At 63.9% G+C, this 21,378-nt stretch carries 18 protein-coding genes; 7 read left to right on the forward strand and 11 right to left on the reverse strand.

Annotated features, from left to right (window positions below; translation table 11 throughout):
* Positions 1–3: 3 nt before the first annotated feature.
* From creC to BM186_RS18875, 6 genes are all read right to left on the reverse strand, one after another.
* Entirely contained in the window at positions 4–1,428 is a 1,425-nt protein-coding gene (gene creC, locus BM186_RS18850) for a two-component system sensor histidine kinase CreC (RefSeq protein ID WP_074917376.1), read from the reverse strand.
* A 3-nt stretch (positions 1,429–1,431) separates the two neighbouring features.
* Positions 1,432–2,112, reverse strand: a complete 681-nt coding sequence (creB, locus tag BM186_RS18855; RefSeq protein ID WP_074917378.1) for a two-component system response regulator CreB — start codon at positions 2,110–2,112, stop codon at positions 1,432–1,434.
* Between the two features lie 268 nt (positions 2,113–2,380).
* Entirely contained in the window at positions 2,381–2,821 is a 441-nt protein-coding gene (locus BM186_RS18860) for a CBS domain-containing protein (protein ID WP_017675802.1), read from the reverse strand.
* A 58-nt stretch (positions 2,822–2,879) separates the two neighbouring features.
* The gene (locus BM186_RS18865) at positions 2,880–4,910 is read right to left on the reverse strand and encodes a methyl-accepting chemotaxis protein (RefSeq protein WP_074917380.1); all 2,031 of its coding nucleotides are present in this window, start codon (positions 4,908–4,910) and stop codon (positions 2,880–2,882) included.
* A gap of 162 nt (positions 4,911–5,072) precedes the next feature.
* Entirely contained in the window at positions 5,073–5,582 is a 510-nt protein-coding gene (rloA2, locus tag BM186_RS18870; RefSeq protein WP_074917382.1) for a retropepsin-like aspartic peptidase RloA2, read from the reverse strand.
* An 80-nt stretch (positions 5,583–5,662) separates the two neighbouring features.
* Positions 5,663–6,904, reverse strand: a complete 1,242-nt coding sequence (locus tag BM186_RS18875; RefSeq protein WP_074917387.1) for an HD-GYP domain-containing protein — start codon at positions 6,902–6,904, stop codon at positions 5,663–5,665.
* 190 nt (positions 6,905–7,094) lie between these two features.
* Here BM186_RS18875 and BM186_RS18880 point away from each other — a divergent pair, with 190 nt between their 5' ends.
* The 7 genes from BM186_RS18880 (at position 7,095) to aauR (ending at position 14,795) form a co-directional block, all read left to right on the forward strand.
* Positions 7,095–7,988: an acyltransferase gene (locus tag BM186_RS18880; protein ID WP_074917392.1), complete on the forward strand. Its 894-nt coding sequence runs from the start codon at positions 7,095–7,097 to the stop codon at positions 7,986–7,988.
* A 257-nt stretch (positions 7,989–8,245) separates the two neighbouring features.
* Positions 8,246–9,154: a glutamate/aspartate ABC transporter substrate-binding protein gene (locus BM186_RS18885; protein ID WP_074917394.1), complete on the forward strand. Its 909-nt coding sequence runs from the start codon at positions 8,246–8,248 to the stop codon at positions 9,152–9,154.
* 240 nt (positions 9,155–9,394) lie between these two features.
* Positions 9,395–10,141: an amino acid ABC transporter permease gene (locus tag BM186_RS18890; protein ID WP_072424940.1), complete on the forward strand. Its 747-nt coding sequence runs from the start codon at positions 9,395–9,397 to the stop codon at positions 10,139–10,141.
* The gene (locus BM186_RS18895; protein WP_162843951.1) at positions 10,138–10,806 is read left to right on the forward strand and encodes an amino acid ABC transporter permease; all 669 of its coding nucleotides are present in this window, start codon (positions 10,138–10,140) and stop codon (positions 10,804–10,806) included. The genes BM186_RS18890 and BM186_RS18895 overlap by 4 nt, the downstream gene beginning before the upstream one ends.
* Positions 10,803–11,537: an amino acid ABC transporter ATP-binding protein gene (locus BM186_RS18900; protein WP_017675811.1), complete on the forward strand. Its 735-nt coding sequence runs from the start codon at positions 10,803–10,805 to the stop codon at positions 11,535–11,537. Before BM186_RS18895 ends, BM186_RS18900 begins: the two co-directional genes overlap by 4 nt.
* A gap of 73 nt (positions 11,538–11,610) precedes the next feature.
* Positions 11,611–13,479, forward strand: coding sequence for a sensor histidine kinase (locus tag BM186_RS18905; RefSeq protein WP_074917396.1), 1,869 nt, complete (start codon positions 11,611–11,613; stop codon positions 13,477–13,479).
* Positions 13,476–14,795, forward strand: coding sequence for a two-component response regulator AauR (gene aauR / locus BM186_RS18910; protein WP_072424937.1), 1,320 nt, complete (start codon positions 13,476–13,478; stop codon positions 14,793–14,795). The genes BM186_RS18905 and aauR overlap by 4 nt, the downstream gene beginning before the upstream one ends.
* 155 nt (positions 14,796–14,950) lie before the next feature.
* Here aauR and fdhA read toward each other — a convergent pair whose 3' ends face one another.
* The 5 genes from fdhA to BM186_RS18935 form a co-directional block, all read right to left on the reverse strand.
* Positions 14,951–16,150, reverse strand: coding sequence for a formaldehyde dehydrogenase, glutathione-independent (gene fdhA, locus BM186_RS18915; protein ID WP_021490386.1), 1,200 nt, complete (start codon positions 16,148–16,150; stop codon positions 14,951–14,953).
* A 271-nt stretch (positions 16,151–16,421) separates the two neighbouring features.
* Positions 16,422–17,285 (reverse strand): formyltetrahydrofolate deformylase, encoded by an 864-nt coding sequence (purU, locus tag BM186_RS18920; RefSeq protein ID WP_072424936.1) that lies wholly within the window; start codon positions 17,283–17,285, stop codon positions 16,422–16,424.
* A gap of 123 nt (positions 17,286–17,408) precedes the next feature.
* A complete protein-coding gene (locus BM186_RS18925; protein ID WP_072424935.1) occupies positions 17,409–18,038 on the reverse strand; it encodes a sarcosine oxidase subunit gamma in 630 nt (209 codons plus the stop codon).
* Positions 18,031–21,054, reverse strand: coding sequence for a sarcosine oxidase subunit alpha (locus tag BM186_RS18930; protein WP_074917398.1), 3,024 nt, complete (start codon positions 21,052–21,054; stop codon positions 18,031–18,033). Before BM186_RS18930 ends, BM186_RS18925 begins: the two co-directional genes overlap by 8 nt.
* Positions 21,051–21,377 carry a sarcosine oxidase subunit delta gene (locus BM186_RS18935; protein WP_072424933.1) on the reverse strand — a complete coding sequence of 109 codons (327 nt, stop codon included), beginning with the start codon at positions 21,375–21,377 and terminating at the stop codon, positions 21,051–21,053. Before BM186_RS18935 ends, BM186_RS18930 begins: the two co-directional genes overlap by 4 nt.
* Between the last annotated feature and the right edge of the window lies 1 nt (position 21,378).

Below are 21,378 nucleotides of genomic sequence, written 5' to 3' on the forward strand. Positions count from 1 at the left end.
AGATCAGGCGCCCGGCAGCTGCAGGATGACCTCCACGCCGCCCTCGACATTGCCGATGCGCAGCTCGCCGCCATGCAGCTCGGCCACTTCCTGCACGAAGTTCAGGCCAAGCCCGGTGCTCTTGCGGCCCCCATTGGGGCGCGGCAGGGAGTAGAAGCGTTCGGTCAGACGTGCCAGGGCGTAGTCGGGTATGGCTTCGCCCTGGTTGAACAGGCGCAGGACGATGCGCTCGCCATCGCGCTCGGCGGCGATGCGGATATGCCCGCCGGGCGGAGTGAAGTCGAGGGCGTTGTCCAGCAGATTGGCCAGTGCCTGGCGTAGCAGGAAGCGCTCGCCGCGCAGGCTGAGGCCTGCTGGCACAACCTGTTCAATCTGCAGGTTGGCGGCGGTGATACGCGCCTGCTGCGCTTGCAGCAGCTCGCCCACCAGCGGCGCCAGCGGCACTGCCACGCGCTCTTCCAGACCTTGACGCTGCTCCACTTGAGCCAGGTGCAGCAGGCGTTCGATCAGGTTCTGCAGGCGCGCGCTTTCCTGCTGGATATTGGCCACGAACCGCTGGCGCTGCTCGACCGGCATGTCGCCGTCGAGCAGTTCGGCGGCGCCGCGGATGGCCGCCAGCGGGCTCTTCAGCTCGTGGGTCAGGGTGTGCACGTAGCGCTCGACGTAGGCCTTGCCTTCCAGCTCGGTGCGCATACGCTCCACCGCCTTGGCCAGTTGCCCCAGTTCGCCGCCGCGCACAGTGGGCATCTCGGCGCGTTGGCCCTCGCTGACAGCCTGGGCGTAGCGAGTGAGCTTGCCCAGTGCGGCGCTGAGCCACCAGGACAGCCCCGCACCAATCAACAGGCCAAGGCCGATCAACCCGGCACCGAGCCAGCCAAGACGCGTTTGCGAGCGCTCGATATAGGGCTGCAGGGTGCGGTTGGGTTTGGCCACCGAGACCACGCCGATGATTCGCTCGCCGTCCTTGATCGGCGCGGCGACATACATCACCGAAGAGTCGGGATCGTCCGGGTCTTCGCGGGTCGAGCGGGCGCCGTACTGGCCGCGCAGGGTCAGCAGCACATCGTTCCAGCGCGAATAATCCTGGCCGACCGCCAGGCCTGTGGAGTCGAGCAGGACGATGCCCTGGGCGTCGGTGACGTAGATGCGGTGGTTGACCTCGGCCTTGGTCAGCCCCCAGATGCTGGCCTGCGGCTGGCGCCGGCCATAGGCTTCCAGCGCTTCGTGCAGACGGCCTTGGCCGAGGGTGCCGGCCTTGACCTCGTCGCGCAGGATCTCGGCCAGCAGGTTGGCGGTATCGACCAGGGTTTCCTCGGTGCTCTGGCGTACGCCGGGGCGAATCTCGTCCATCACCGTGCTCAGCACGAACCAGCCGGCCAGGCCAACGAAGAGGAAGTAGACGAGGAAGATGCGCACGCCCAGTGGCATGACTCAGGCCTCCGGTTCGAAACTGTAGCCCAGCCCGCGATGGGTCTGGATCGGCTCTTCGCTCGGGGCGATGGCGCGCAGTTTGGCGCGCACACTCTTGATATGGCTGTCGATGTTGCGCTCGTAGCCGGCCTCGCTGGCCACGCCGAGGGCATCGAGCAATTGCTCGCGCGAATAGACCCGGCGTGGCTGACCGAGCAGCGTGCGCAACAGGCGAAATTCGTGACGAGTCAGACTCAGGGCTTGGCCATGGTAGTGAATGCGAAAGGCGGCATCGTCGATCTGAAAGGTGCTTGGCGCGCTGGCTGCTGGTGCTTCGCGCGGCGCCACGCGTTTGAGGATGGCCTTGACCCGAGCGGCCACCTCACGCGGGCTGAAGGGTTTGACCACGTAGTCGTCGGCGCCGATTTCCAGGCCCACCACACGGTCGATCTCCTCGCTGCGTGCGGTGAGGAAGATCACCGGCACCTCGGAGAAACGGCGCAGGCGCTTGCACAGTTCGAAGCCGCTGATATCGGGCAGGCCGACATCGAGAATCGCCAGGTCGAAGGTGCCGTTTTCCAGTAGCGTCAGCGCCTCGCCGCCCAGGCTCGACCAGTGTGTGACGAAGCCTTCGGCCTGCAGGGCATAGACCAGCGTATCGGCAATCGCGGCTTCGTCTTCGACTATGAGTATCTGCGGCATCGGGCGTCCTGCACCTGTTGGGCAACGGCGGCAGACTGCCGGGGGCCGGATCATGCGTCAAGCGGGCGATAGCGTAAGACTGGGGCAAGCCGCCAAAGGTGCCACCCTACGCGACAAGTGCCGCTGCGACTGCATGGAGGCAGGAGGTAGAACGAAGCAGGATGCCAGAGTCGAAAGCGCCTCCCGCAAGGTTTTCGCTCACCTGTCGCCCGGATGCGATCCGGGAAATCGTGCCATTCGTTCCCTGGATTGCATCCGGACTACGCGTTCAGGGAATCTCACCGCGGATGTACTGCTCCAGCTGACGGATCAGGTCGGCCTGTTCGGCAATGGTTTCCTTGACCAGGTCACCGATGGACAGCAGGCCGATCAGTTCGCCCTCGGCCAGTACCGGCAGGTGACGCAGACGGCGCTCGGTCATCAGCTCCATGCAGTACTGCACGCTGTCACGCGGACCGACGCTGATGACGTCGCTGGTCATGATTTCACTGATCTTGGTGTTGAGCAGCGAACGCTCGGCCAGCGCTACCTTGCGCACGTAGTCACGCTCGCTGACGATGCCTACCAGGCGCCCGCCGGAGAGCACCACCAGTGCCCCGACACCCTTTTCGGCCAGCACACGCAAACCGTCGAGCAGCGAATCCTCACGGTCGACGCTGTAAACGTAGGCATGGGCTTTATTGCGAAGAACTTCTGCGGCGGTTTTCATGCTGGCGACTCCTTTTGTTGTTATCCGTTTTTAGCAGAGTTGGCCGCCGCGGTCAGCCTCACTCGAGGCTGAATCGTCCAGTATTCTGCGCCAGCCCTTCGCTGCCTCGGCGCAATTGCTCGGCGGCGCTGCTCACGGCCTGGGCGCCGTCGAGCAGTTGTCCGGCGGCCTGATCGACCTGCTGGATGTTGCCACTGACCTCATCGGCGGTGGCCGCCTGCTGCTCGGCGGCCGTAGCGATCTGCGCCAGGCGGTCGCTGACGCGTTGCACCGAGTCAACGATGTTCTGCAGTTCATCACCCATGGCCAACACGCTGCCGATATCGCCGTCGGCCTGGCTGCAGGCTTCTTCCATCAGGGTGACCGACTGACCAACCACGCGCTGCAGGTTGTCCACGGTCTGGGCGATTTCCTGGGTCGAGTCCTGGGTGCGTTTGGACAGCGAGCGCACTTCGTCGGCAACCACGGCAAAGCCTCGACCGGCCTCGCCCGCGCGCGCCGCCTCGATGGCGGCATTGAGTGCCAGCAGGTTGGTCTGCTCGGCAATACCCTTGATCACCTCGACCACGCGGTTGATCTGCTGGGTCTGATCACGCAATTGCTGCAACGCTGCGGCGCTGTCGCCGAGACGGCTGCTGAGGTGGCGCATGCTGGCGCTGGTGCGCTCACTGCGCTGGTTGCTGCTCAACGCCACCTCGCGGGTCTGCTGCGCTTCCACCGCTGCCTGCTCGCAGCTTTGCGCCACGCTCTGCGCGGTGGCGGCCATCTGCGTCGCGGCGGTGGCGATCTGACTCATCTGCGCCTGCTGCTGTTCGACGGCGTCCAGGGCATCACGCGCCTGACCACCGAGCAGTTGCACCGTGCTGTCCAGTTGCTGGCTTTCGCGGTTGACGCCCTGCAGCGAGTCGCGCATCTGCTCGACCGCAGTATTCAGCGCCTGGGCGATGGCGGCCAGGTCATCACGGCCGTTGACCTCCATGCGCACGCGCAGGTCGCCGTCACGCAGACCACGCGCAGCTTCGATGATGTTGCTGGTGCTGATGCGGATCGAGGCGTTCAGGCATATCAGTACGTACATCGCCAGCAGGGTGAGCGCGATGAAGGCGCCGATCACCTGGACCATCGAGTGCAGCGCCTGCTGCCGGTAATAACCGAGGCTGGCGCTGAACTGCTGATAGAGCGCTTGCTGCAGGCCCTGCAACTGGCTCTCCAGCGCCTCGACACGCTGTACGAACTGCTCGGGCGTGAGCGCCATGGGGCTGGCCTCGAACATGTCGCGGTCGATCTGGGTGAGGAAGTCGTCGAATGCCTTGAGCGAGGCGTCAAAGGGCGCGCTCAGCTGGCGCATGGCCTGCGGCGCCTCGCGTGACAGGGTGATTTGCGCCTTGACCAGTTGCGCCCGCTGCTCGTCCAGGCTGCGGCGCAGGTCGCGGATCAGCACCCGGCTCTGCAGGGTGAAATGCTGCGAGACCACGGCGCCATGGCCCTGAGCGGCGAAGGTGCCGAGCTGCTCGAGCAGACGCGGCATGATGTAAGTGATCTGCTCCATCATCAGGTAGGTGTCGAGGCGCGGATCGAGAATCAGGGTGCTGTCGGTCGCCACCTGCTCACGCAGAGCGATCAGCGACAGCAGTGCCTTCTGGTAGCGTTCCAGCGCGTCGGGCAGGGCCACCTTGGTCAGCCCTGCAGCTCGCAAGCCGTCGCGTTCGCCCTGCAGGGCCTGGAAATGCTGGCGCGCCTGATCACTGATCAGCTCGCTCTGCAGCGGCTCGGCGGCCTGCTGCAAAGCCTCGTCGAGCCTGGCCTCGCGCTGCTGCAGCAGCCCCTGCGCGGCATTCTCGGTGCCTTTCCAACGCGCCAGCAGGGTGCGCTGGGCAATCAGCTCATGCTGCACCTGCGCCATGCGCTCCAGCGCTTGCGCACCTTCCACCTCGAAGTCCACGGACTGCAGACGTGACAAGTAATCACTGCTGATGACCCACAACGCGTATCCGAGCGGAAGCGCGAACAACAGGAACACCAGCTGAAACTTGTGGGCAAAACTGAAACGCTGCAGCAGCCGTACACCCGGCTTGAGTACTCCCGTCATAGCGACACCTCAACGACCTAAAGGGCCTACAGGCCTGGCAAAGAATTGCATATAGCAAAAAGCAGGCCCGGCGCCCCTTGGGGCAAGGAAGTCGATACTGGGCACTCTCGACGAGTGTAATGGCCAATGGGTATCAGCCTTTTCCGAAATGCGACAATTAACTCAGCATTGGGGACGATCGCGGGTGTAACGCTCGGCCGGGTCCACGGCTGCACCAAGATCGCGCATGGCGCTGGCACCGATCAGCAGCGGATAGCTGAAGGTGCTGCGATCCGTCAGGTTGACTTCGATGGTGCGTTCCTCCTCGCCCAGGCAGATCGGCATCTCGATCACCGGACGCTGCGAATAGGCGACTTCCTTGATCTCGGCGTCACTCTCTTCAGCGCGCTTCTTGATCTCGGCGATGCGCACCAGCGGGTGTTCGTAAACCGCATCTTCGGCGCCATCGACGGCCAGGCGGAAGCGTACCCAGTCTTCACCGTCGCGTTTGAAGGGTTCGATGTCTTTGGCCGATAGCGAGGCGGTCATCGCGCCGGTGTCCATCTTGGCCTTGAGGGTCTGGCCCAGAGCAGGGAGCTTGATCAGTTCATAGCGGCCGTAAAGGTCCGGTTGTTCATCGGCCATGGTCGGCAGAGTGATGGCGGCGGCCAGCAGGAGCAGAGCGTATTTCAAGGTCAGGTCCTCTCGTTTGCGGTAACCGAACCTACGACTGCCAGGCGCCTGGCATGTTCCCCTGCAAGAATGACAAAGCATTACTGGCGGGTTCGCTGCTGAGGCATGCCGCTCCAGAGTTCGTCCAGGTTCTCGAAACCCCAGGCCGCCGCCGACTCGCGCCCGACGATACGATCCTGAGCCGTAGGTTTGCTCAGATCGATCACCACCGGCGGAATCTGCACCTTCGATTTGACCAGAAAGAATGCCTTGACCTTGGGCACCAGCAGCGACTTGGCATTCTGCTCCAGCACCACTGCCAGACGACCGCTTTCCAGACGCACCAGCGCTCCAACCGGATAGATACCGACGGTCTTGACGAAGGCCTGGAATACCGCCTCATCGAAGTGTCCCTTCCACTCGGCCATCTTACGGATCGACTCGGCCGGGTCCCAGCCGGGCTTGTAGGGGCGGTTGGAGGTGATGGCGTCGTAGACATCACAGACCGCGCCCATCCTGGCGAACAGGCTGATCTGCTCGCCCTGCAGGCCGTGCGGGTAGCCGCTACCATCGACTTTCTCGTGGTGATGCAAGCAGACATCCAGCACCAGTGCGCTGACCTGCTTGCCAGCCAGGAGTATCTCGCCGCCGGCTTCGGGATGGCGGCGCACTGCCGAGAACTCCGCGTCGCTGAGTTTACCGGGCTTGTTCAGCACGTCCGGGTCGATGGCCATCTTGCCTACGTCATGAAGCAGCCCGGCGAGGCCGGCCTCGCGTACCGCCCCCTCACCCAGACCAAGCTGCCGTGCAAGGGCGATCATCAGTGCGCAGACCGCCACCGAGTGCATATAGGTATATTCGTCGGCATGTTTGAGTCGCGCCAGGCTGATCAAGGCATTGGGGTGGCGCATCACCGAATCGGAGATTGCCTCCACCAGCGACTCGGCCTGTTCGAAATTCAGAGCCTTGCCCATACGCGCATCGCAGAACATGCTCAGCACTGCCTGCTTGGAACGGGCACAGAGCTTGGCGGCGCGTTCCAATTCAGTATCCATCGATGCACTCAGCGCAGTGCTACGGGGCAGCGCCGCCGCCATCAGCGTGGCCTCGACCTCCTTCTGCGCCTCTGCCTCGGTACTGACAACGGCACCGGCCTCGACATCCAGGCCCTTGCTGACGTCGATCCACACTTCACCGATGCTGCTGGCCTGGATGCGCTGCAGATCCTGCGGTGAGTTGAGGAGAAATTTCGACTTCCAGAACGGATGATCCATCCATGATCCGCAAAACTCCTGGACGTACATGCCGATGCGCAGATCGGCTACCGCAATGCGTTTCAACATCGAGATAATCCAGAGCAGGTTGGCGGGAGGGTTCGAGCACATACCTCAAATGTTCGAACAATCCCCTTACATTCCACACTGATCAGCATCAAGGCTGCCGCGAAAAATGGCCATAGGCCACTAGTCGCATTTTTGAGACAAATTCTTCAGATGCTTATGATGGCCCCTTCGCGCCCGCCAAGGAGTTGATATGCGTCCCCTGCTGACCGGCTTAGTCAATATAGTCCTGCTGTTGAGCAATACCTTGCTGCTGATCGGTCCCTTGCTTCTGATTGCCCTGGCCAAGTTCGTCCTGCCTGGCCAGGCCGCCCGCGACAGTTGCTCGCGCGGGGTAATGTGGGTGGCCGAATTCTGGGCGGAGAACTGCAAACGTATCTTCGCCCTGCTGACGCCGACACACTGGGACATCCGCGGCAACGCCGAGTTGCGCAGAGACCGCTCCTACCTGGTGATCAGCAATCACCAGTCCTGGGTCGACATTCCCGCCCTGGTGCAGGCCTTCAACCGCAGGACCCCCTACTTCAAGTTCTTCCTCAAGCAGCAACTGATCTGGGTGCCCTTTCTCGGCCTGGCCTTCTGGGCGCTCGATTACCCCTTCATGAAGCGTTACTCCAAGGCGTTCCTGGACAAGAACCCGCACATGAAGGGCAAGGATCTGGAGATCACCAAGGCTGCCTGCGAGAAGTTCAAGCGCCTGCCGGTCACCGTGGTCAACTATCTCGAAGGTACCCGTTTCACTGCGGCCAAGCAGGCGCAGCAGCAGTCGCCCTACCGCTACCTGCTCAAGCCCAAGGCCGGCGGCGTGGCGTTCGTACTCGCGACGCTGGGTGAACAGATCGACGCCGTGCTGGACGTGACGCTGGTGTATCCCGGCAGGCAGGTGCCAGGGTTCTGGGCACTGCTCAGCGGCCAGGTGCCGAAGGTGATCATGGATATTCAGACACTCGAACTCGACCCGGCGCTGTGTCAGGGCGATTACGAGAACGACCCGGCTTTCCGCCTGCAGGTGCAGGACTGGGTTTCGGACCTGTGGCTGGCCAAGGACAAACGCATCGAGCAGTTGCGCAGCGAAAAACACGACTGACCGTCGGCACCGCACCGGGCATCGTTCGGATTTCCGAATACGCCCGCACGCGATGGTCGGAAGAGCGAACGAGCAACAAATGAAGACAACCTGAAGTTAAAAACTTAATTCATACAAATCAAATAGTTAATGAATTATCGAAGCCCTCGAACACGCTGGCACACAACCTGCTCAAGTCACTGCAGGAATGCAATAGACCTTCCATGAGCAAAGTGGCGCACCCCGCCATCACAACAACAACATCGAGGATTCGATTCATGCGTACCTTCCACCGTGTACTGAGCGTGGCCATTGCCGCCGCCGTCCTTTCCACCCCGGTAACCGCTGCGGAACTGACCGGCACCCTGAAGAAGATCAAGGACAGCGGCACCATCACCCTGGGCCACCGCGACTCGTCCATTCCCTTCTCCTACTTCGGCGACAACTCGCGCCAGCCGATCGGCTACTCCCATGACCTGCAGCTGAAGGTGGTCGAGGCGATCAAGCAGGAACTGGGCATGCCGGACCTGAAGGTACGCTACAACCTGGTCACTTCGCAGACCCGCATCCCGCTGGTGCAGAACGGCACCGTCGACCTGGAATGCGGCTCCACCACCAACAACATCGAGCGCCAGCAGCAGGTCGATTTCTCCGTTGGCATCTTCGAGGTGGGCACCCGCCTGCTGACCAAGAAGACCAGCGGCATCAACGATTTCGAAGACCTCAAGGGCAAGAACGTGGTGACCACCGCCGGTACCACGTCCGAGCGCCTGATCAAGTCGATGAACGCCGAGAAGAAGATGGGCATGAACGTGATTTCCGCCAAGGATCACGGCGAGTCCTTCCTGATGCTCGAATCCAACCGCGCCGTCGCCTTCATGATGGACGACGCCCTGCTCGCCGGCGAAATGGCCAAGGCCAAGAAGCCGGATGACTGGGCCGTGGTCGGTACCCCGCAGTCCTTCGAAATCTATGGCTGCATGGTGCGCAAGGGCGATGCCGGCTTCAAGCAGGTGGTCGACAAGGCCATCAGCGCCACCTTCGCTTCCGGCGAGATCAACGACATCTACGCCAAATGGTTCCTCCAGCCGGTTCCGCCGAAGGGTCTGAACCTGAGTTTCCCCATGAGCGACGAGCTGAAGAAGCTGATCGCCAACCCGACCGACAAATCTGCAGAACAGATCTGACGGTGATGCGCCGCCATGCTCACAAGGCGTGACGGCGCGGGGACTCCGGGGAAGCCAGCGGCTTCCCCTACCTAATTCCTGACGAAGCCGAGACCGTCCGCCCAGGCGGAAACGGGCAGCTGTTGCCCGCCTTACGCTTCGCCATCGTCGCCGTACCCAGGATCTCGCGAGCCAGAGCCCACTTTCAACGCAGCAGGGCCGACGCGCAGCAGATCCTGTCCTCACGAGAGGGTATCTGTAATGAATTACAACTGGGACTGGGGTATTTACTTCAAGTCCACCGGCATCGGCAGCGAAACCTACCTGGACTGGTTCATCACCGGCCTGGGCTGGACCATCGCCATCGCCCTGGCCGGCTGGATCATCGCCCTGGCGCTGGGCTCGCTGCTCGGCGTGATGCGTACCCTGCCGAACCGCTGGCTGTCTGGCCTGGCCACCGCCTACGTGGAAATCTTCCGCAATGTGCCGCTGCTGGTGCAGCTGTTCCTCTGGTACTTCCTGGTGCCGGACCTGCTGCCCGAACCACTGGAACTGTGGTTCAAGCAGGATCTCAACCCGGCCACCTCGGCCTATCTCTCGGTGGTGGTGTGCCTCGGCCTGTTCACCGCCGCGCGGGTCTGCGAACAGGTACGCACCGGCATCGAGGCGCTGCCCAAGGGGCAGACTGCCGCCGCTTACGCCATGGGTTTCCGCCTGCCGCAGATCTACCGCAACGTGCTGCTGCCGCAGGCCTTCCGCATCATCATTCCGCCGCTCACCAGCGAGTTTCTCAACATCTTCAAGAACTCTTCGGTGGCCTCGTTGATCGGCCTGATGGAGCTGCTGGCGCAGACCAAGCAGACCGCCGAATTCAGCGCCAATCTGTTCGAGGCCTTCACCCTGGCCACGCTGATCTACTTCACCCTGAACATGAGCCTGATGATGATCATGCGCATGATCGAGAAGAAGGTTGCCGTGCCCGGCCTGATCTCCGTAGGGGGTAAATGATGGATTTCAGCGAAATCATCCCCGCCCTGCCGGGCCTGTGGGACGGCATGGCGATGACCCTGCAACTGATGGCCCTAGGCATCCTCGGCGGGGTGGCACTGGGCACTCTGCTGGCCCTGATGCGTCTGTCGCACAGCAAGCTGCTGGCCAACATCGCCGCCACTTACGTCAACTACTTCCGCTCGATCCCTTTGCTGCTGGTGATCACCTGGTTCTACTTCGCGGTGCCGTTCATCCTGCGCTGGATCACCGGCGAGGACACCCCGGTGGGCGCCTTCAGCTCCTGCCTGGTGGCCTTCGTGATGTTCGAGGCGGCCTACTTCTGCGAGATCGTCCGCGCCGGCATCCAGGCCATTCCCAAGGGTCAGATGGGTGCCTCCCAGGCGCTCGGCATGAGCTACGGCCAGAGCATGCGCCTGATCATCCTGCCGCAGGCCTTCCGCAAGATGACGCCGCTGCTGCTGCAGCAGAGCATCATCCTCTTTCAGGACACCTCTCTGGTGTACACCGTGGGCCTGATGGACTTCCTCAACGCCGCCCGCTCGCGTGGCGACATCATCGGCCAGCCCCATGAGTTCCTGATCTTCGCCGGCCTGGTCTACTTCACCATCAGCTTCGCCGCCTCGCGCCTGGTCAAGCTTCTGCAAAAAAGGTTAGCCGTATGATTTCCATCCAGAACGTCAACAAGTGGTACGGGGACTTCCAGGTGCTGACCGATTGCAGCACCGAGGTGAAGAAGGGCGAAGTGGTCGTGGTGTGCGGACCGTCCGGCTCGGGTAAATCGACCCTGATCAAGTGCGTCAACGCGCTGGAGCCGTTCCAGAAGGGTGACATCAACGTCGACGGCACCTCCATCGCCGACAAGAAGACCAACCTGCCCAAACTGCGCTCGCGCGTCGGCATGGTGTTCCAGCATTTCGAGCTGTTCCCGCACCTGACCATCACCGAAAACCTGACCATCGCCCAGATCAAGGTGCTCGGCCGCAGCAAGGAAGAAGCCACCAAGAAGGGCCTGGCCCTGCTCGATCGCGTCGGTCTGGCTGCCCATGCGCACAAGCATCCTGGTCAGCTCTCCGGCGGCCAGCAGCAGCGCGTAGCCATTGCCCGTGCCCTGGCCATGGACCCGGTGGTAATGCTGTTCGACGAGCCGACCTCGGCGCTCGACCCGGAGATGGTCAACGAAGTGCTCGACGTGATGGTGCAGCTGGCCCAGGAAGGCATGACCATGATGTGCGTGACCCACGAGATGGGCTTCGCCCGCAAGGTCGCCGACCGGGTGATCTTCATGGACGCCGGGCAGATCGTCGAGGACTGCCCCAAGGAGGAGTTCTTCGGCGACATCAACGCCCGCTCCGAGCGCGCCCAGCAGTTCCTGGCGAAGATCCTCCAGCACTGACCTGTCGCGCCTGACGTAGCCCGGATGCAATCCGGGCTACACATCCACATATCTGGCCAGTCTGGGGAGGACTATGATGCAATGCCTGCCCGCCCCTTCTCGCGCCGATCTGACCGTGAAACCGCGCCTGCTCCGTCACCTGTCGCTGATTCTGCTGTTCCTGCTGCTGGTGCTCGGCTGCGGCTACGCCGCCTATCACATCAGCGACCGCGCCGGCATCCGCGCGCTGGCCGAGAACGGCGAGCGCCAGCTGGAGCTCAACGCTCGCGCGGTGGAAAGCGAAATCACCAAATACACCTACCTGCCCAGCCTGCTGGAGCTGGAAGGCAACGTCTCGCGCCTGCTGCTGGCGCCTACGGCCTATCGCCGTCATCACGTCAACATGTACCTGCAGGGCCTCAACGAACGTAGCGGCAGTCTGGCCATCTACGTGCTCGACCCGGACGGCCGGGTGATCGCCACCAGCAACTGGGACGAGGCCGACAGCTACCTCGGCGAGGACCTGTCGTTCCGCGCCTACTACCAGGACGCCATCAAGGGCCGCCCGGGCCGCTTCTACGGTATCGGCAGCACCACCGGCGAGCCTGGCTACTACCTGGCTCATGGCCTGCGCGAGGGCAATCGCATCATCGGCGTGGCGGTGGTCAAGGTGCGCCTCGACGCCCTCGAGGAGCGCTGGCAACGCGCGCTGCTGGAGGCCTACGTCAGCGACGAGAACGGCATCATCATCCTCGCCAGCGATCCGATGGTGCGCCTGAAGTCTGTGCGTCCGCTCGACGATGCAACCAAGGAGCGCCTGGCGCGCAGTCTGCAATATCACTGGGCGGCGCTGGAAGAACTGCAGCTGTTCAACCGCTCGCCGCTGGATGAAGGCATCGAACAGGTCAGCTTCGCCACCGCCGGCGTGCCCGCCAACTATCTGCTGCAGACGCGCCGCCTGGAAGACACACCCTGGCACCTGACCCTGCTCAGCCCGCTGCAGGAACAACGCAGCGCGGCCATGAGCCACGGCATGCTGGCGGCCGTGGCGGCGGCCCTGCTGGCCTTTCTGCTGATTGCCTGGAACGAGCGGCGCAAGGTCATCGCCACCCGCCTGGCCGCCCGCGAGGCGCTGCAGGCGGCCAACGACGAGCTGGAACGCAAGATAACCGAGCGCACCGCCGACCTGCAGGCCAGCAACGAGCGCCTGCAAGCCGAGGTGCGCGAGCGCCAACAGGCCGAGACCACCCTGCGCCAGGCCCAGGACGAGCTGGTGCAAGCCGGCAAGCTGGCGGTGATCGGGCAGATGTCCACCAGCATCGCCCACGAACTGAACCAGCCGCTGGCAGCACTGCGCACCCTGTCCGCCAATGCCGTGCGTTTTCTCCAGCGTGGCGCCCTGGATGTTGCCAGCAGCAATCTGCAGAACATCGCCGAGCTGGTCGATCGCATGGGCAAGATCACCGCCAGCCTGCGCGCCTTCGCCCGCCGTAGCGGCGACCAGGGCGAGGCGTCGCTGCAACAGGCGGTGGACGCGGCGCTGCTGCTGTTGCATCCGCGCCTGCAGCGCACCCGCGTACAGATCCACCACGCGTTCACCGAGACGCGCCTGAATATCGAGCAGATTCGCCTCGAGCAGATCCTGGTCAACCTGATCAGCAACGCCCTCGACGCCCTGCAGCCGCAGACCGACCGACAGATCTGGCTGAGCGGTGCCAGCGAGGCCGAGCATTACCAACTGGAGGTGCGCGACAATGGCCCCGGCATCGCCCCGGAGACTCGCGCGCACCTGTTCGAGCCCTTCTTCACCACCAAGCCGGGTGAGCAGGGCCTGGGGCTCGGCCTGACCCTTTCTGCCAGCCTCGCCGCCGCTGCCGGCGGCAGCCTCACCGTGCGCCATCCCGAGGAAGGCGGCACCGCCTTCGTCATCAGCCTGCCCTACCCGCGAGAGCCACAAGCATGAGCGACCGCCTCACCGTCCTGATCGTCGAAGACGATCCCCATGTGCTGCTCGGCTGCCAGCAGGCCCTGGCGCTGGAAGACATCCCCAGCATCGGCGTCAGCAGCGCCGAAGAAGCGCTGGCGCAGGTCGATGCGGACTTCGCCGGCATCGTCGTCAGCGACATCCGCTTGCCCGGCCTCGATGGTCTGGCGCTGCTCACCCGCCTCAAGCAGCGCGACGCAAGCCTGCCGGTGGTGCTGATCACCGGCCACGGCGATATCGGCATGGCGGTCAGCGCGATGCGCGACGGCGCCTATGACTTCGTGGAAAAACCTTTCTCCCCCGAACGCCTGGTAGACGTCGCCCGCCGCGCTCTGGAGCAGCGCAGCCTGGCCCGCGAGGTCAGCGCCCTGCGCCGCCAACTGGCCGGGCGCCAGGCGCTGGAGCAGCGCATCATCGGTCGTTCGCCAGCCATGCAGCAGTTGCGCGAACTGATCGCCAACGTCGCGGACACCAACGCCAACGTGCTGATCGAGGGCGAAACCGGTACCGGCAAGGAGCTGATCGCCCGCTGCCTGCACGATTTCAGTCGACGCCAGCATAAGCAGTTCGTCGCGCTCAATTGCGGCGGCCTGCCGGAAAGCCTGTTCGAGAGCGAGATCTTCGGCCACGAGGCGCATGCCTTCACCGGCGCCGGCAAACGCCGCATCGGCAAGATCGAACACGCCGACGGCGGCAGCCTGTTCCTCGACGAGATCGAGAGCATGCCGATCAACCTGCAGATCAAGCTGCTGCGCGTGTTGCAGGAGCACAGCCTGGAGCGGCTTGGCTCGAACCAGTCGATCACGGTCGACTGCCGGGTGATCGCCGCAACCAAGGCGGATCTCGGCGAGCTGGGCAAGCGCGGCGAGTTTCGCAGCGACCTGTATTACCGCCTCAACGTGGTGACTCTGGAGCTGCCACCGTTGCGTGAACGCCGCGAGGACATCGCCCTGCTGTTCGAACACTTCCTGCAACTGGCGGCGCTGCGCTTCGACCGCGGCGTGCCGGAGCTGGATCGACACACCCTGGCGGCGCTGACCGCCCACGACTGGCCCGGCAACGTGCGCGAACTGCGTAACGTTGCCGAGCGCTTCGCCCTCGGCCTGCCTGTGTTCAAGAAAAGCGGCCAGACCGACAGCAACGCGCTGGGCTTCAACGAAGCCGTGGAGGCCTTCGAACGCAACCTGCTGGGTGCGGCCCTGGAGCGCCACGCCGGCAACCTCAGCCAGGCGGCGCAGGCACTCGGCCTGGCCAAGACCACGCTGTTCGACAAGGTGAAGAAGTACGGGCTGTAACCACTGCTCCCGCGGTAGGAGCGGCTTCAGCCGCGAAAAAGGCGAACCCGGAATGGCCTCATACCATACAAAAAGGGAGCCCGCAGGCTCCCGAAAGACGACGCCAACAACTGCGCCTTTGCCGTGAAAGGTAGCGGCCTGGGACTAAGCCCAGGTCACGCCGCACTGAAGGTCTTGTGCGGGTCGATGACGAATTTCTTCGGCACGCCAGCATCGAACTCGCCGTAACCACGCGGCGCATCGTCCAGGCTGATCACCTGCACACCGACCACTTCGGCGATGTTGATGCGATCCCACATGATGGCCTGCATCAGCGCGCGGTTGTACTTCATCACCGGCGTCTGGCCGGTGTGGAAACTGTGCGACTTGGCCCAGCCGAGGCCGAAGCGAATGCTCAGGGAGCCGATCTTCGCCGCCGCATCCACCGCGCCCGGATCTTCGGTGACGTAGAGGCCGGGAATGCCGATCTTGCCGGCTACGCGCACGACACCCATCAGCGAGTTGAGGACCGTGGCCGGCGCCTCCTGCTGGGCACCGGCATGGCCGTGGCCACGCGCTTCGAAGCCCACGGCATCGACCGCGCAATCCACTTCCGGCTCGCCCAGCAGATCGGCGATCTGTTCGTGCAAGGGGGTGTCCTTGGACAGGTCGGCGATTTCGAATCCCTGAGCCTTGGCATGAGCCAGGCGCGTTGGATTCACGTCACCGACGATCACCACCGCAGCACCGAGCAGGCGCGCCGAGGCGGCAGCGGCCAAACCGACCGGACCCGCGCCAGCGATATACACCGTGCTGCCCGGTCCGACACCGGCAGTGACCGCGCCGTGGTAGCCGGTGGGCAGGATGTCGGACAGGCAGGTCAGGTCACGGATCTTTTCCATGGCCTTGTCGCGATCCGGCAGCTTGAGCAGGTTGAAGTCGGCGTAGGGCACCAGCACGTATTCGGCCTGGCCACCGGTCCAGTCGCCCATGTCGACGTAACCGTAGGCGCCGCCGGCACGCGCCGGGTTGACGGTCAGGCAGACACCCGTGTGCTGCTCCTTGCAGGAGCGGCAACGGCCACAGGCGACGTTGAAGGGTACCGACACCAGATCACCGATCTGCAAACGCTCGACGTCGCGGCCCTTCTCGATCACCTCGCCGGTGATCTCATGGCCCAGCACCAGGCCGACCTGCGCAGTAGTACGGCCACGCACCATGTGCTGGTCGGAGCCGCAGATATTGGTGGAAACGACTTTGAGGATGACCCCGTGCTCGATCTTCTTGCCGCGCGGGTCCTGCATTTTCGGGTAGTCGATCTTCTGCACTTCGACCTTGCCCGTACCGAGATAAACCACACCACGATTACCAGACATGCGTAACTCTCCTTTCTTGTTGTGGACACAAGACGCGACCGATTGGCCACGCTGCCTTGCACTGGAGCTTGTTGCGTCTGTTGCCGGAAACCGCCATTGAAACTTGGCAGGGCGGGTTCCGTAGGGTGCGCTATGCGCACCGATGTTCTTGCATTGACTGCCGGTGCGCGCGCACCGAATAGCGACCGTAGGGTGGGCCGGGCGGCGTTCCGCTTTAGCCCACCGAAAAGACCTGTGGGCTGAAGCCCACCCTACGCGGCTGCAATTGCCCTCAAGCGTTGAGCACCACCGTGCGGTTGGCGTTTAGGAACACACGGCGGTCGATGTGGTAGCCGACGGCGCGGGCCAGCGTCAGGCATTCGATATCGCGGCCCTTGGCGATCAGGTCTTCGGGGTAGTGGGCGTGATCCACCGCCTCCACGCCCTGGGCGATGATCGGCCCCTCGTCGAGGTCATTGTTGATGTAGTGCGCCGTGGCGCCGACCAGCTTGACGCCCTTCTGGTAGGCCTGGTGGTAGGGCTTGGCGCCTTTGAAGCCGGGCAGCAACGAGTGGTGGATATTGATTGCCCAGCCGTCCAGTCGGCGGCACAGCTCGGGCGAGAGCACCTGCATGTAGCGGGCGAGCACCACCAGTTCGGCGCCGGTGTCCTCGATCACCTGCAGTACCTTGCGCTCTTGCGCCGGCTTGTCGGCCGGATCGAGCGGGAGATGGTGATAAGGAATGCCGTGCCAGCGCGCCAGCGGTTCGAGATCCGGGTGGTTGGACACCACCGCCACCACGTCCATGGCCAGTTGGCCGATGCGCTGGCGATAGAGCAGATCGTTCAGGCAATGATCGGCCTTGGATACCATCAACACCACCTTGGCGCGGTAGCCCGGCGGGGTAAGCTCGACCTGCATGTCGAAGGGCGCCAGGCGCTCGGCCACACCAGCACGGAAGGCGGCCTCGTCGAAATCCTGCGGCTGACGGAATTCGACACGGATGAAGAAGCGCGAGGACAACCGATCATCGAAGCTGTGATGCTCGGTGACGTAGCAGCGCTGTTCGAAGAGAAAGCGCGTCACCGCGTCCACGGTGCCGAGCACGCTAGGGCAATGAGCGGTGAGAATCCAGGTGTCAGGGGTGCGGCTCATGGTAGGGGCTCCGCTGAATGGCTCCCCTCTCCCATTTATGGGAGAGGGGCTGGGGGAGAGGGTAAAGCGGCCCTCTCCCTAACCCTCTCCCGCAAGCGAGAGAGGGGACGGTTCGCGTGCGGCTCAGGCCTCGACCGCCAACCCATACTCGGCACTGGCATCCTGCAGCCACAGCCAGAAGTAGTCGGCGAAGCTACGACGGATCACCAGCTCCCAGGTCTCCTCGCCAGTGTGGCGAATCACCAGCTGGGACTTGGCGAACACGGTGCCCACCGCCTTGCCCACCGGGAAGTTGCTCGGATGCACGTCGTAGCTGGTGGACTTCATCAGCAGCTCGCGCACCTTCGGCCCGGACAGCTCCAACAGGGTCTGCCCGCCGCTGACGTTGACCACCGAGAAGTGCTGACCGTCCAGCGCCGCACGCAGTTTGCGCTCGACCTCGAACTCGCTGCCGCCAGGCACGATCAGCAGCCACTCGTCCGGGCCCAGCCACTGCAGCGAGGTATCGCCGTCGGCGACCAGAGTCAGCGCCACCGGCAGCTCCAGACCCAGGGCCTTGTGCACGCCGCCAGAGAAGGCGGTGTCGCGGGCGTCGCCACGGATCACCAGGTGACCGCGCAGCTTCTTCTCGCGCAGGGTGATGCCAGCGTTCTTGCGGCCCTTGCCGACCAGCTCATGCAGGCCGGCGTGGTGCAGCGGCGATTGCCCGGCGATGTCGGCGGGGCGTTGTTGGTAGACGTTGACGTTAGACATTCTGGCGATCCCCTTTCGGGTCATAGAACACGGAGCTGCAGATTTCGGCTTCGATCACGCTGCCATCGGCCAGCGGCGCGAACACGCGCTCGCCCATGCGCTTGAGGCCGCCTTTGACCACCGCCATGGCGAAGCTGTAGCCCATGGCCGCGCTCATGTAGCTGGAGGTGACGTGGCCGACCATCTGCATCGGGATGGACTGTTTCGGATCGAACACCAGTTGCGCGCCTTCCGGCAGCACCTGGTTCGGGTTGACCGGTTTCAGCCCGACCAGCTGCTTGCGGTCCTCGCGCAGGCAGTCGTCGCGGTTCATGCCACGCTTGCCGATCCAGGAGAAAGGTTTGGTGCGACCGACGCACCAGCCCATGTTCAGATCGTCCGGGGTCACAGAGGCATCGGTGTCCTGGCCAACGATGATGAAGCCTTTCTCGGCACGTAGTACGTGCATGGTCTCGGTGCCGTAGGGAGTCAGGTCGAACTCCTTGCCGGCTTCGATGATCTGCTCCCACACGCCCAGGGCGTAGTCGGCCTGCACGTTCACCTCGTAGCTCAGCTCGCCGGTGAAGGAGATGCGGAACACCCGCGCCGGCACGCCGCCGACCAGGCCTTCCTTCCAGCTCATGAAGGGGAAGGCGTCCTTGTCCAGGTCGATGTCGGTGACCTTGGCCAGCAGCTTGCGGCTGTTGGGGCCGGACAGGGTCATGGTGGCCCAGTGGTCGGTGACCGAAGTGAAGTACACCTTCAGCTCCGGCCATTCGGTCTGGTGGTAGATCTCCAGCCATTCCATCACCCTCGCCGCGCCGCCAGTGGTGGTGGTCATGACGAAATGGTTGTCAGCCAGGCAGGCAGTGACGCCGTCGTCGAAGACCATGCCGTCTTCCTTGCACATCAGGCCGTAGCGCGCCTTGCCCACGTCCAGCTTGGTCCAGGCGTTGGTGTAAACGCGATTGAGGAACTCACGGGCATCCGGGCCCTGAATGTCGATCTTGCCCAGGGTGGAGGCATCGAGGATGCCCACGCTGTTGCGCACGGCCAGGCATTCACGAGCTACGGCGGCATGCAGATCCTCGCCATTTTTCGGGAAGTACCAGGGGCGCTTCCACTGGCCAACGTCCTCGAACTCGGCGCCGTTCTTCACATGCCAGGCCTGCATCGCGGTGTAGCGCTTGGCATCGAACAGCTCGCCACAGTGGCGACCGGCTACAGCGCCGAAGGTCACCGGCGTGTAGTTCGGACGGAACATGGTGGTACCCATCTGCACGATGCTGATGCCCATCGAGCGCGCGGCGATGGCCAGGCCGTTGATATTGCCCAGCTTGCCCTGGTCGGTACCGAAGCCCAGTGCGGTGTAGCGCTTGACGTGCTCGACCGACTCGAAGCCTTCACGCGTTGCCAGCTCGATGCCGGCCGCGGTGACGTCGTTCTGCAGGTCGACGAACTGCTTCGGCGCACGCGCCGTGGACTTGTCGTGCGGCACCTGGAACAGCGCCAGCATCGGTTCTTCCTGACGCACCTCGGCCTGTGGCAGGCTGCCACTGACGGCCTTGTAGCCGGTATCGGCAGCCGCCTTGGCGCCCGCCTCGAAGCCATTGGCAAGCACGTCGCCGAGGGCGAACACGCCATTCACCGCACCGGCGTCGATGCGCTGCTGGATGCCGTTGCCCGGCCCGGGCACGAAACCGAGGATGTCGTCGCGCCATTCGGGGCGACCACCCAGGTGCGACGCCAAGTGCACCACCGGGCTGTAGCCACCGGAGCTGACGATCAGGTCGCAGTCGAGCACTTCACCAGGGCTGGTGACCTTGTGTGCCTTGGCATCGATGGCGCAGATGCGCGCACCGGTGACGCGCTTGCTGCCACGCGCCTCGACCACTGCGCTACCGGTGAGGATGCGCACGCCACGCGCACGCGCTTCCTCGACCCAGCTGCCGCGCGGGTTGCTGCGCGTATCGGCGACAGCCACCACCTTGCGCCCGGCATCGAGCCAATCGAGCACCACGCGGTAGGCGTAATCATTGTTGGTCGACAACACCAGTTCCTGCCCCGGCGCCACGCCATAACGACGCACGTAGGTCGACACGGCGCCAGCCAGCATGTTGCCGGGTACGTCGTTGTTGGCGTACACCAGCGGCCGCTCATGGGCGCCACTGGCCAACACCACACGCTTGGCACGCACGCGGTGCATGCGCTGACGGGCCTGGCCCATCGGCGCAGTTTCACCGAGGTGGTCGGTCAGACGCTGGTGGATGGTGAGGAAGTTGTGATCGTGGTAGCCGTTGACCGTGGCGCGGGGCAGCAGGGTCACTTCCGGCATTGCCTGCAACTCGGCGATGGCCTGCGCCACCCAGTCGGCGGCGGGCTTGCCGTCGAGGGTCTCGCGGGTATCGAGCAGGCTGCCGCCGAACTCTTCCTGTTCGTCGGCGAGGATCACCCGCGCGCCGCTACGGCCAGCAGCCAGCGCGGCGGCGAGACCGGCCGGACCAGCGCCGACGATCAGTACGTCGCAGTGCTGGTTGAGCTGGTCGTAGATGTCCGGGTCGACCTCGGTGGGCGAACGGCCTAAGCCTGCGGCCTTGCGGATGTACTTTTCGTAGGTCATCCACAGGTTCTGTGGATACATGAAGGTCTTGTAGTAGAAACCGGGCGGCATCATGCCGCCGCCAACCTTGCCGAGGATGCCCATCAGGTCGGTGTTGACGCTCGGCCAGCCATTGGTGCTGTTGGCCACCAGGCCGCTGTACAGCGCCTGCTGGGTGGCGCGCACGTTGGGGATCTGCGCCGCCTCGGTGGAGCCGATCTGCAGCACGGCATTGGGCTCTTCCGCGCCCGCAGCGACGATGCCGCGTGGGCGCGAGTACTTGAAGCTGCGGCCGACGATGTCGACGCCGTTGGCCAGCAGCGCGGCAGCCAGGCTGTCGCCGGCGAAGCCCTGATAGGTCTGGCCATTGAAGGTGAAGCTCAGAGCCTGGCTGCGGTCGATGCGACCACCCTTGGCAAGACGATTGACCTGGCTCATGCCGTTACTCCTTCTGCCACGGCTTGCTTGTCGGTGGCCCCGGCTGCGGTGACCGAAGGCTTCTCGCCGACCTTGTAGGTCTCGAGGATCTCGTAGGTCACGGTGTGGCGGGTGACGTTGAAATACTTGCGGCAACCGGCCGCGTGCACCCACAGCTCGTGGTGGATACCGCGCGGGTTGTCGCGGAAGAACATGTACTCGCCCCACTCTGCATCCGTGCAGGCATCGGGATCGAGCGGGCGAGCGATGTGCGCCTGGCCCTTGGCGTGGAATTCCTCTTCGGAGCGCAGTTCGCCACAGTAGGGGCAGAAGATGTGCAGCATA

The sequence above is a fragment of the Ectopseudomonas toyotomiensis genome, assembly GCF_900115695.1.
GTDB lineage: Bacteria > Pseudomonadota > Gammaproteobacteria > Pseudomonadales > Pseudomonadaceae > Aquipseudomonas > Aquipseudomonas toyotomiensis.

What these genes read in the sequence shown, in the direction of transcription:
- BM186_RS18900 (WP_017675811.1), top strand. Translation starts at nt 10,803, where the DNA reads ATGATTTCCATCCAGAACGTCAACAAGTGGTACGGGGACTTCCAGGTG.
- BM186_RS18865 (WP_074917380.1), bottom strand. Translation starts at nt 4,910, where the DNA reads ATGACGGGAGTACTCAAGCCGGGTGTACGGCTGCTGCAGCGTTTCAGT.
- purU (WP_072424936.1), bottom strand. Translation starts at nt 17,285, where the DNA reads ATGAGCCGCACCCCTGACACCTGGATTCTCACCGCTCATTGCCCTAGC.
- BM186_RS18880 (WP_074917392.1), top strand. Translation starts at nt 7,095, where the DNA reads ATGCGTCCCCTGCTGACCGGCTTAGTCAATATAGTCCTGCTGTTGAGC.
- BM186_RS18935 (WP_072424933.1), bottom strand. Translation starts at nt 21,377, where the DNA reads ATGCTGCACATCTTCTGCCCCTACTGTGGCGAACTGCGCTCCGAAGAG.
- fdhA (WP_021490386.1), bottom strand. Translation starts at nt 16,150, where the DNA reads ATGTCTGGTAATCGTGGTGTGGTTTATCTCGGTACGGGCAAGGTCGAA.
- creC (WP_074917376.1), bottom strand. Translation starts at nt 1,428, where the DNA reads ATGCCACTGGGCGTGCGCATCTTCCTCGTCTACTTCCTCTTCGTTGGC.
- BM186_RS18895 (WP_162843951.1), top strand. Translation starts at nt 10,138, where the DNA reads ATGATGGATTTCAGCGAAATCATCCCCGCCCTGCCGGGCCTGTGGGAC.
- BM186_RS18905 (WP_074917396.1), top strand. Translation starts at nt 11,611, where the DNA reads ATGATGCAATGCCTGCCCGCCCCTTCTCGCGCCGATCTGACCGTGAAA.
- creB (WP_074917378.1), bottom strand. Translation starts at nt 2,112, where the DNA reads ATGCCGCAGATACTCATAGTCGAAGACGAAGCCGCGATTGCCGATACG.
- BM186_RS18860 (WP_017675802.1), bottom strand. Translation starts at nt 2,821, where the DNA reads ATGAAAACCGCCGCAGAAGTTCTTCGCAATAAAGCCCATGCCTACGTT.
- aauR (WP_072424937.1), top strand. Translation starts at nt 13,476, where the DNA reads ATGAGCGACCGCCTCACCGTCCTGATCGTCGAAGACGATCCCCATGTG.
- BM186_RS18890 (WP_072424940.1), top strand. Translation starts at nt 9,395, where the DNA reads ATGAATTACAACTGGGACTGGGGTATTTACTTCAAGTCCACCGGCATC.
- BM186_RS18885 (WP_074917394.1), top strand. Translation starts at nt 8,246, where the DNA reads ATGCGTACCTTCCACCGTGTACTGAGCGTGGCCATTGCCGCCGCCGTC.
- BM186_RS18930 (WP_074917398.1), bottom strand. Translation starts at nt 21,054, where the DNA reads ATGAGCCAGGTCAATCGTCTTGCCAAGGGTGGTCGCATCGACCGCAGC.
- BM186_RS18875 (WP_074917387.1), bottom strand. Translation starts at nt 6,904, where the DNA reads ATGTTGAAACGCATTGCGGTAGCCGATCTGCGCATCGGCATGTACGTC.
- BM186_RS18925 (WP_072424935.1), bottom strand. Translation starts at nt 18,038, where the DNA reads ATGTCTAACGTCAACGTCTACCAACAACGCCCCGCCGACATCGCCGGG.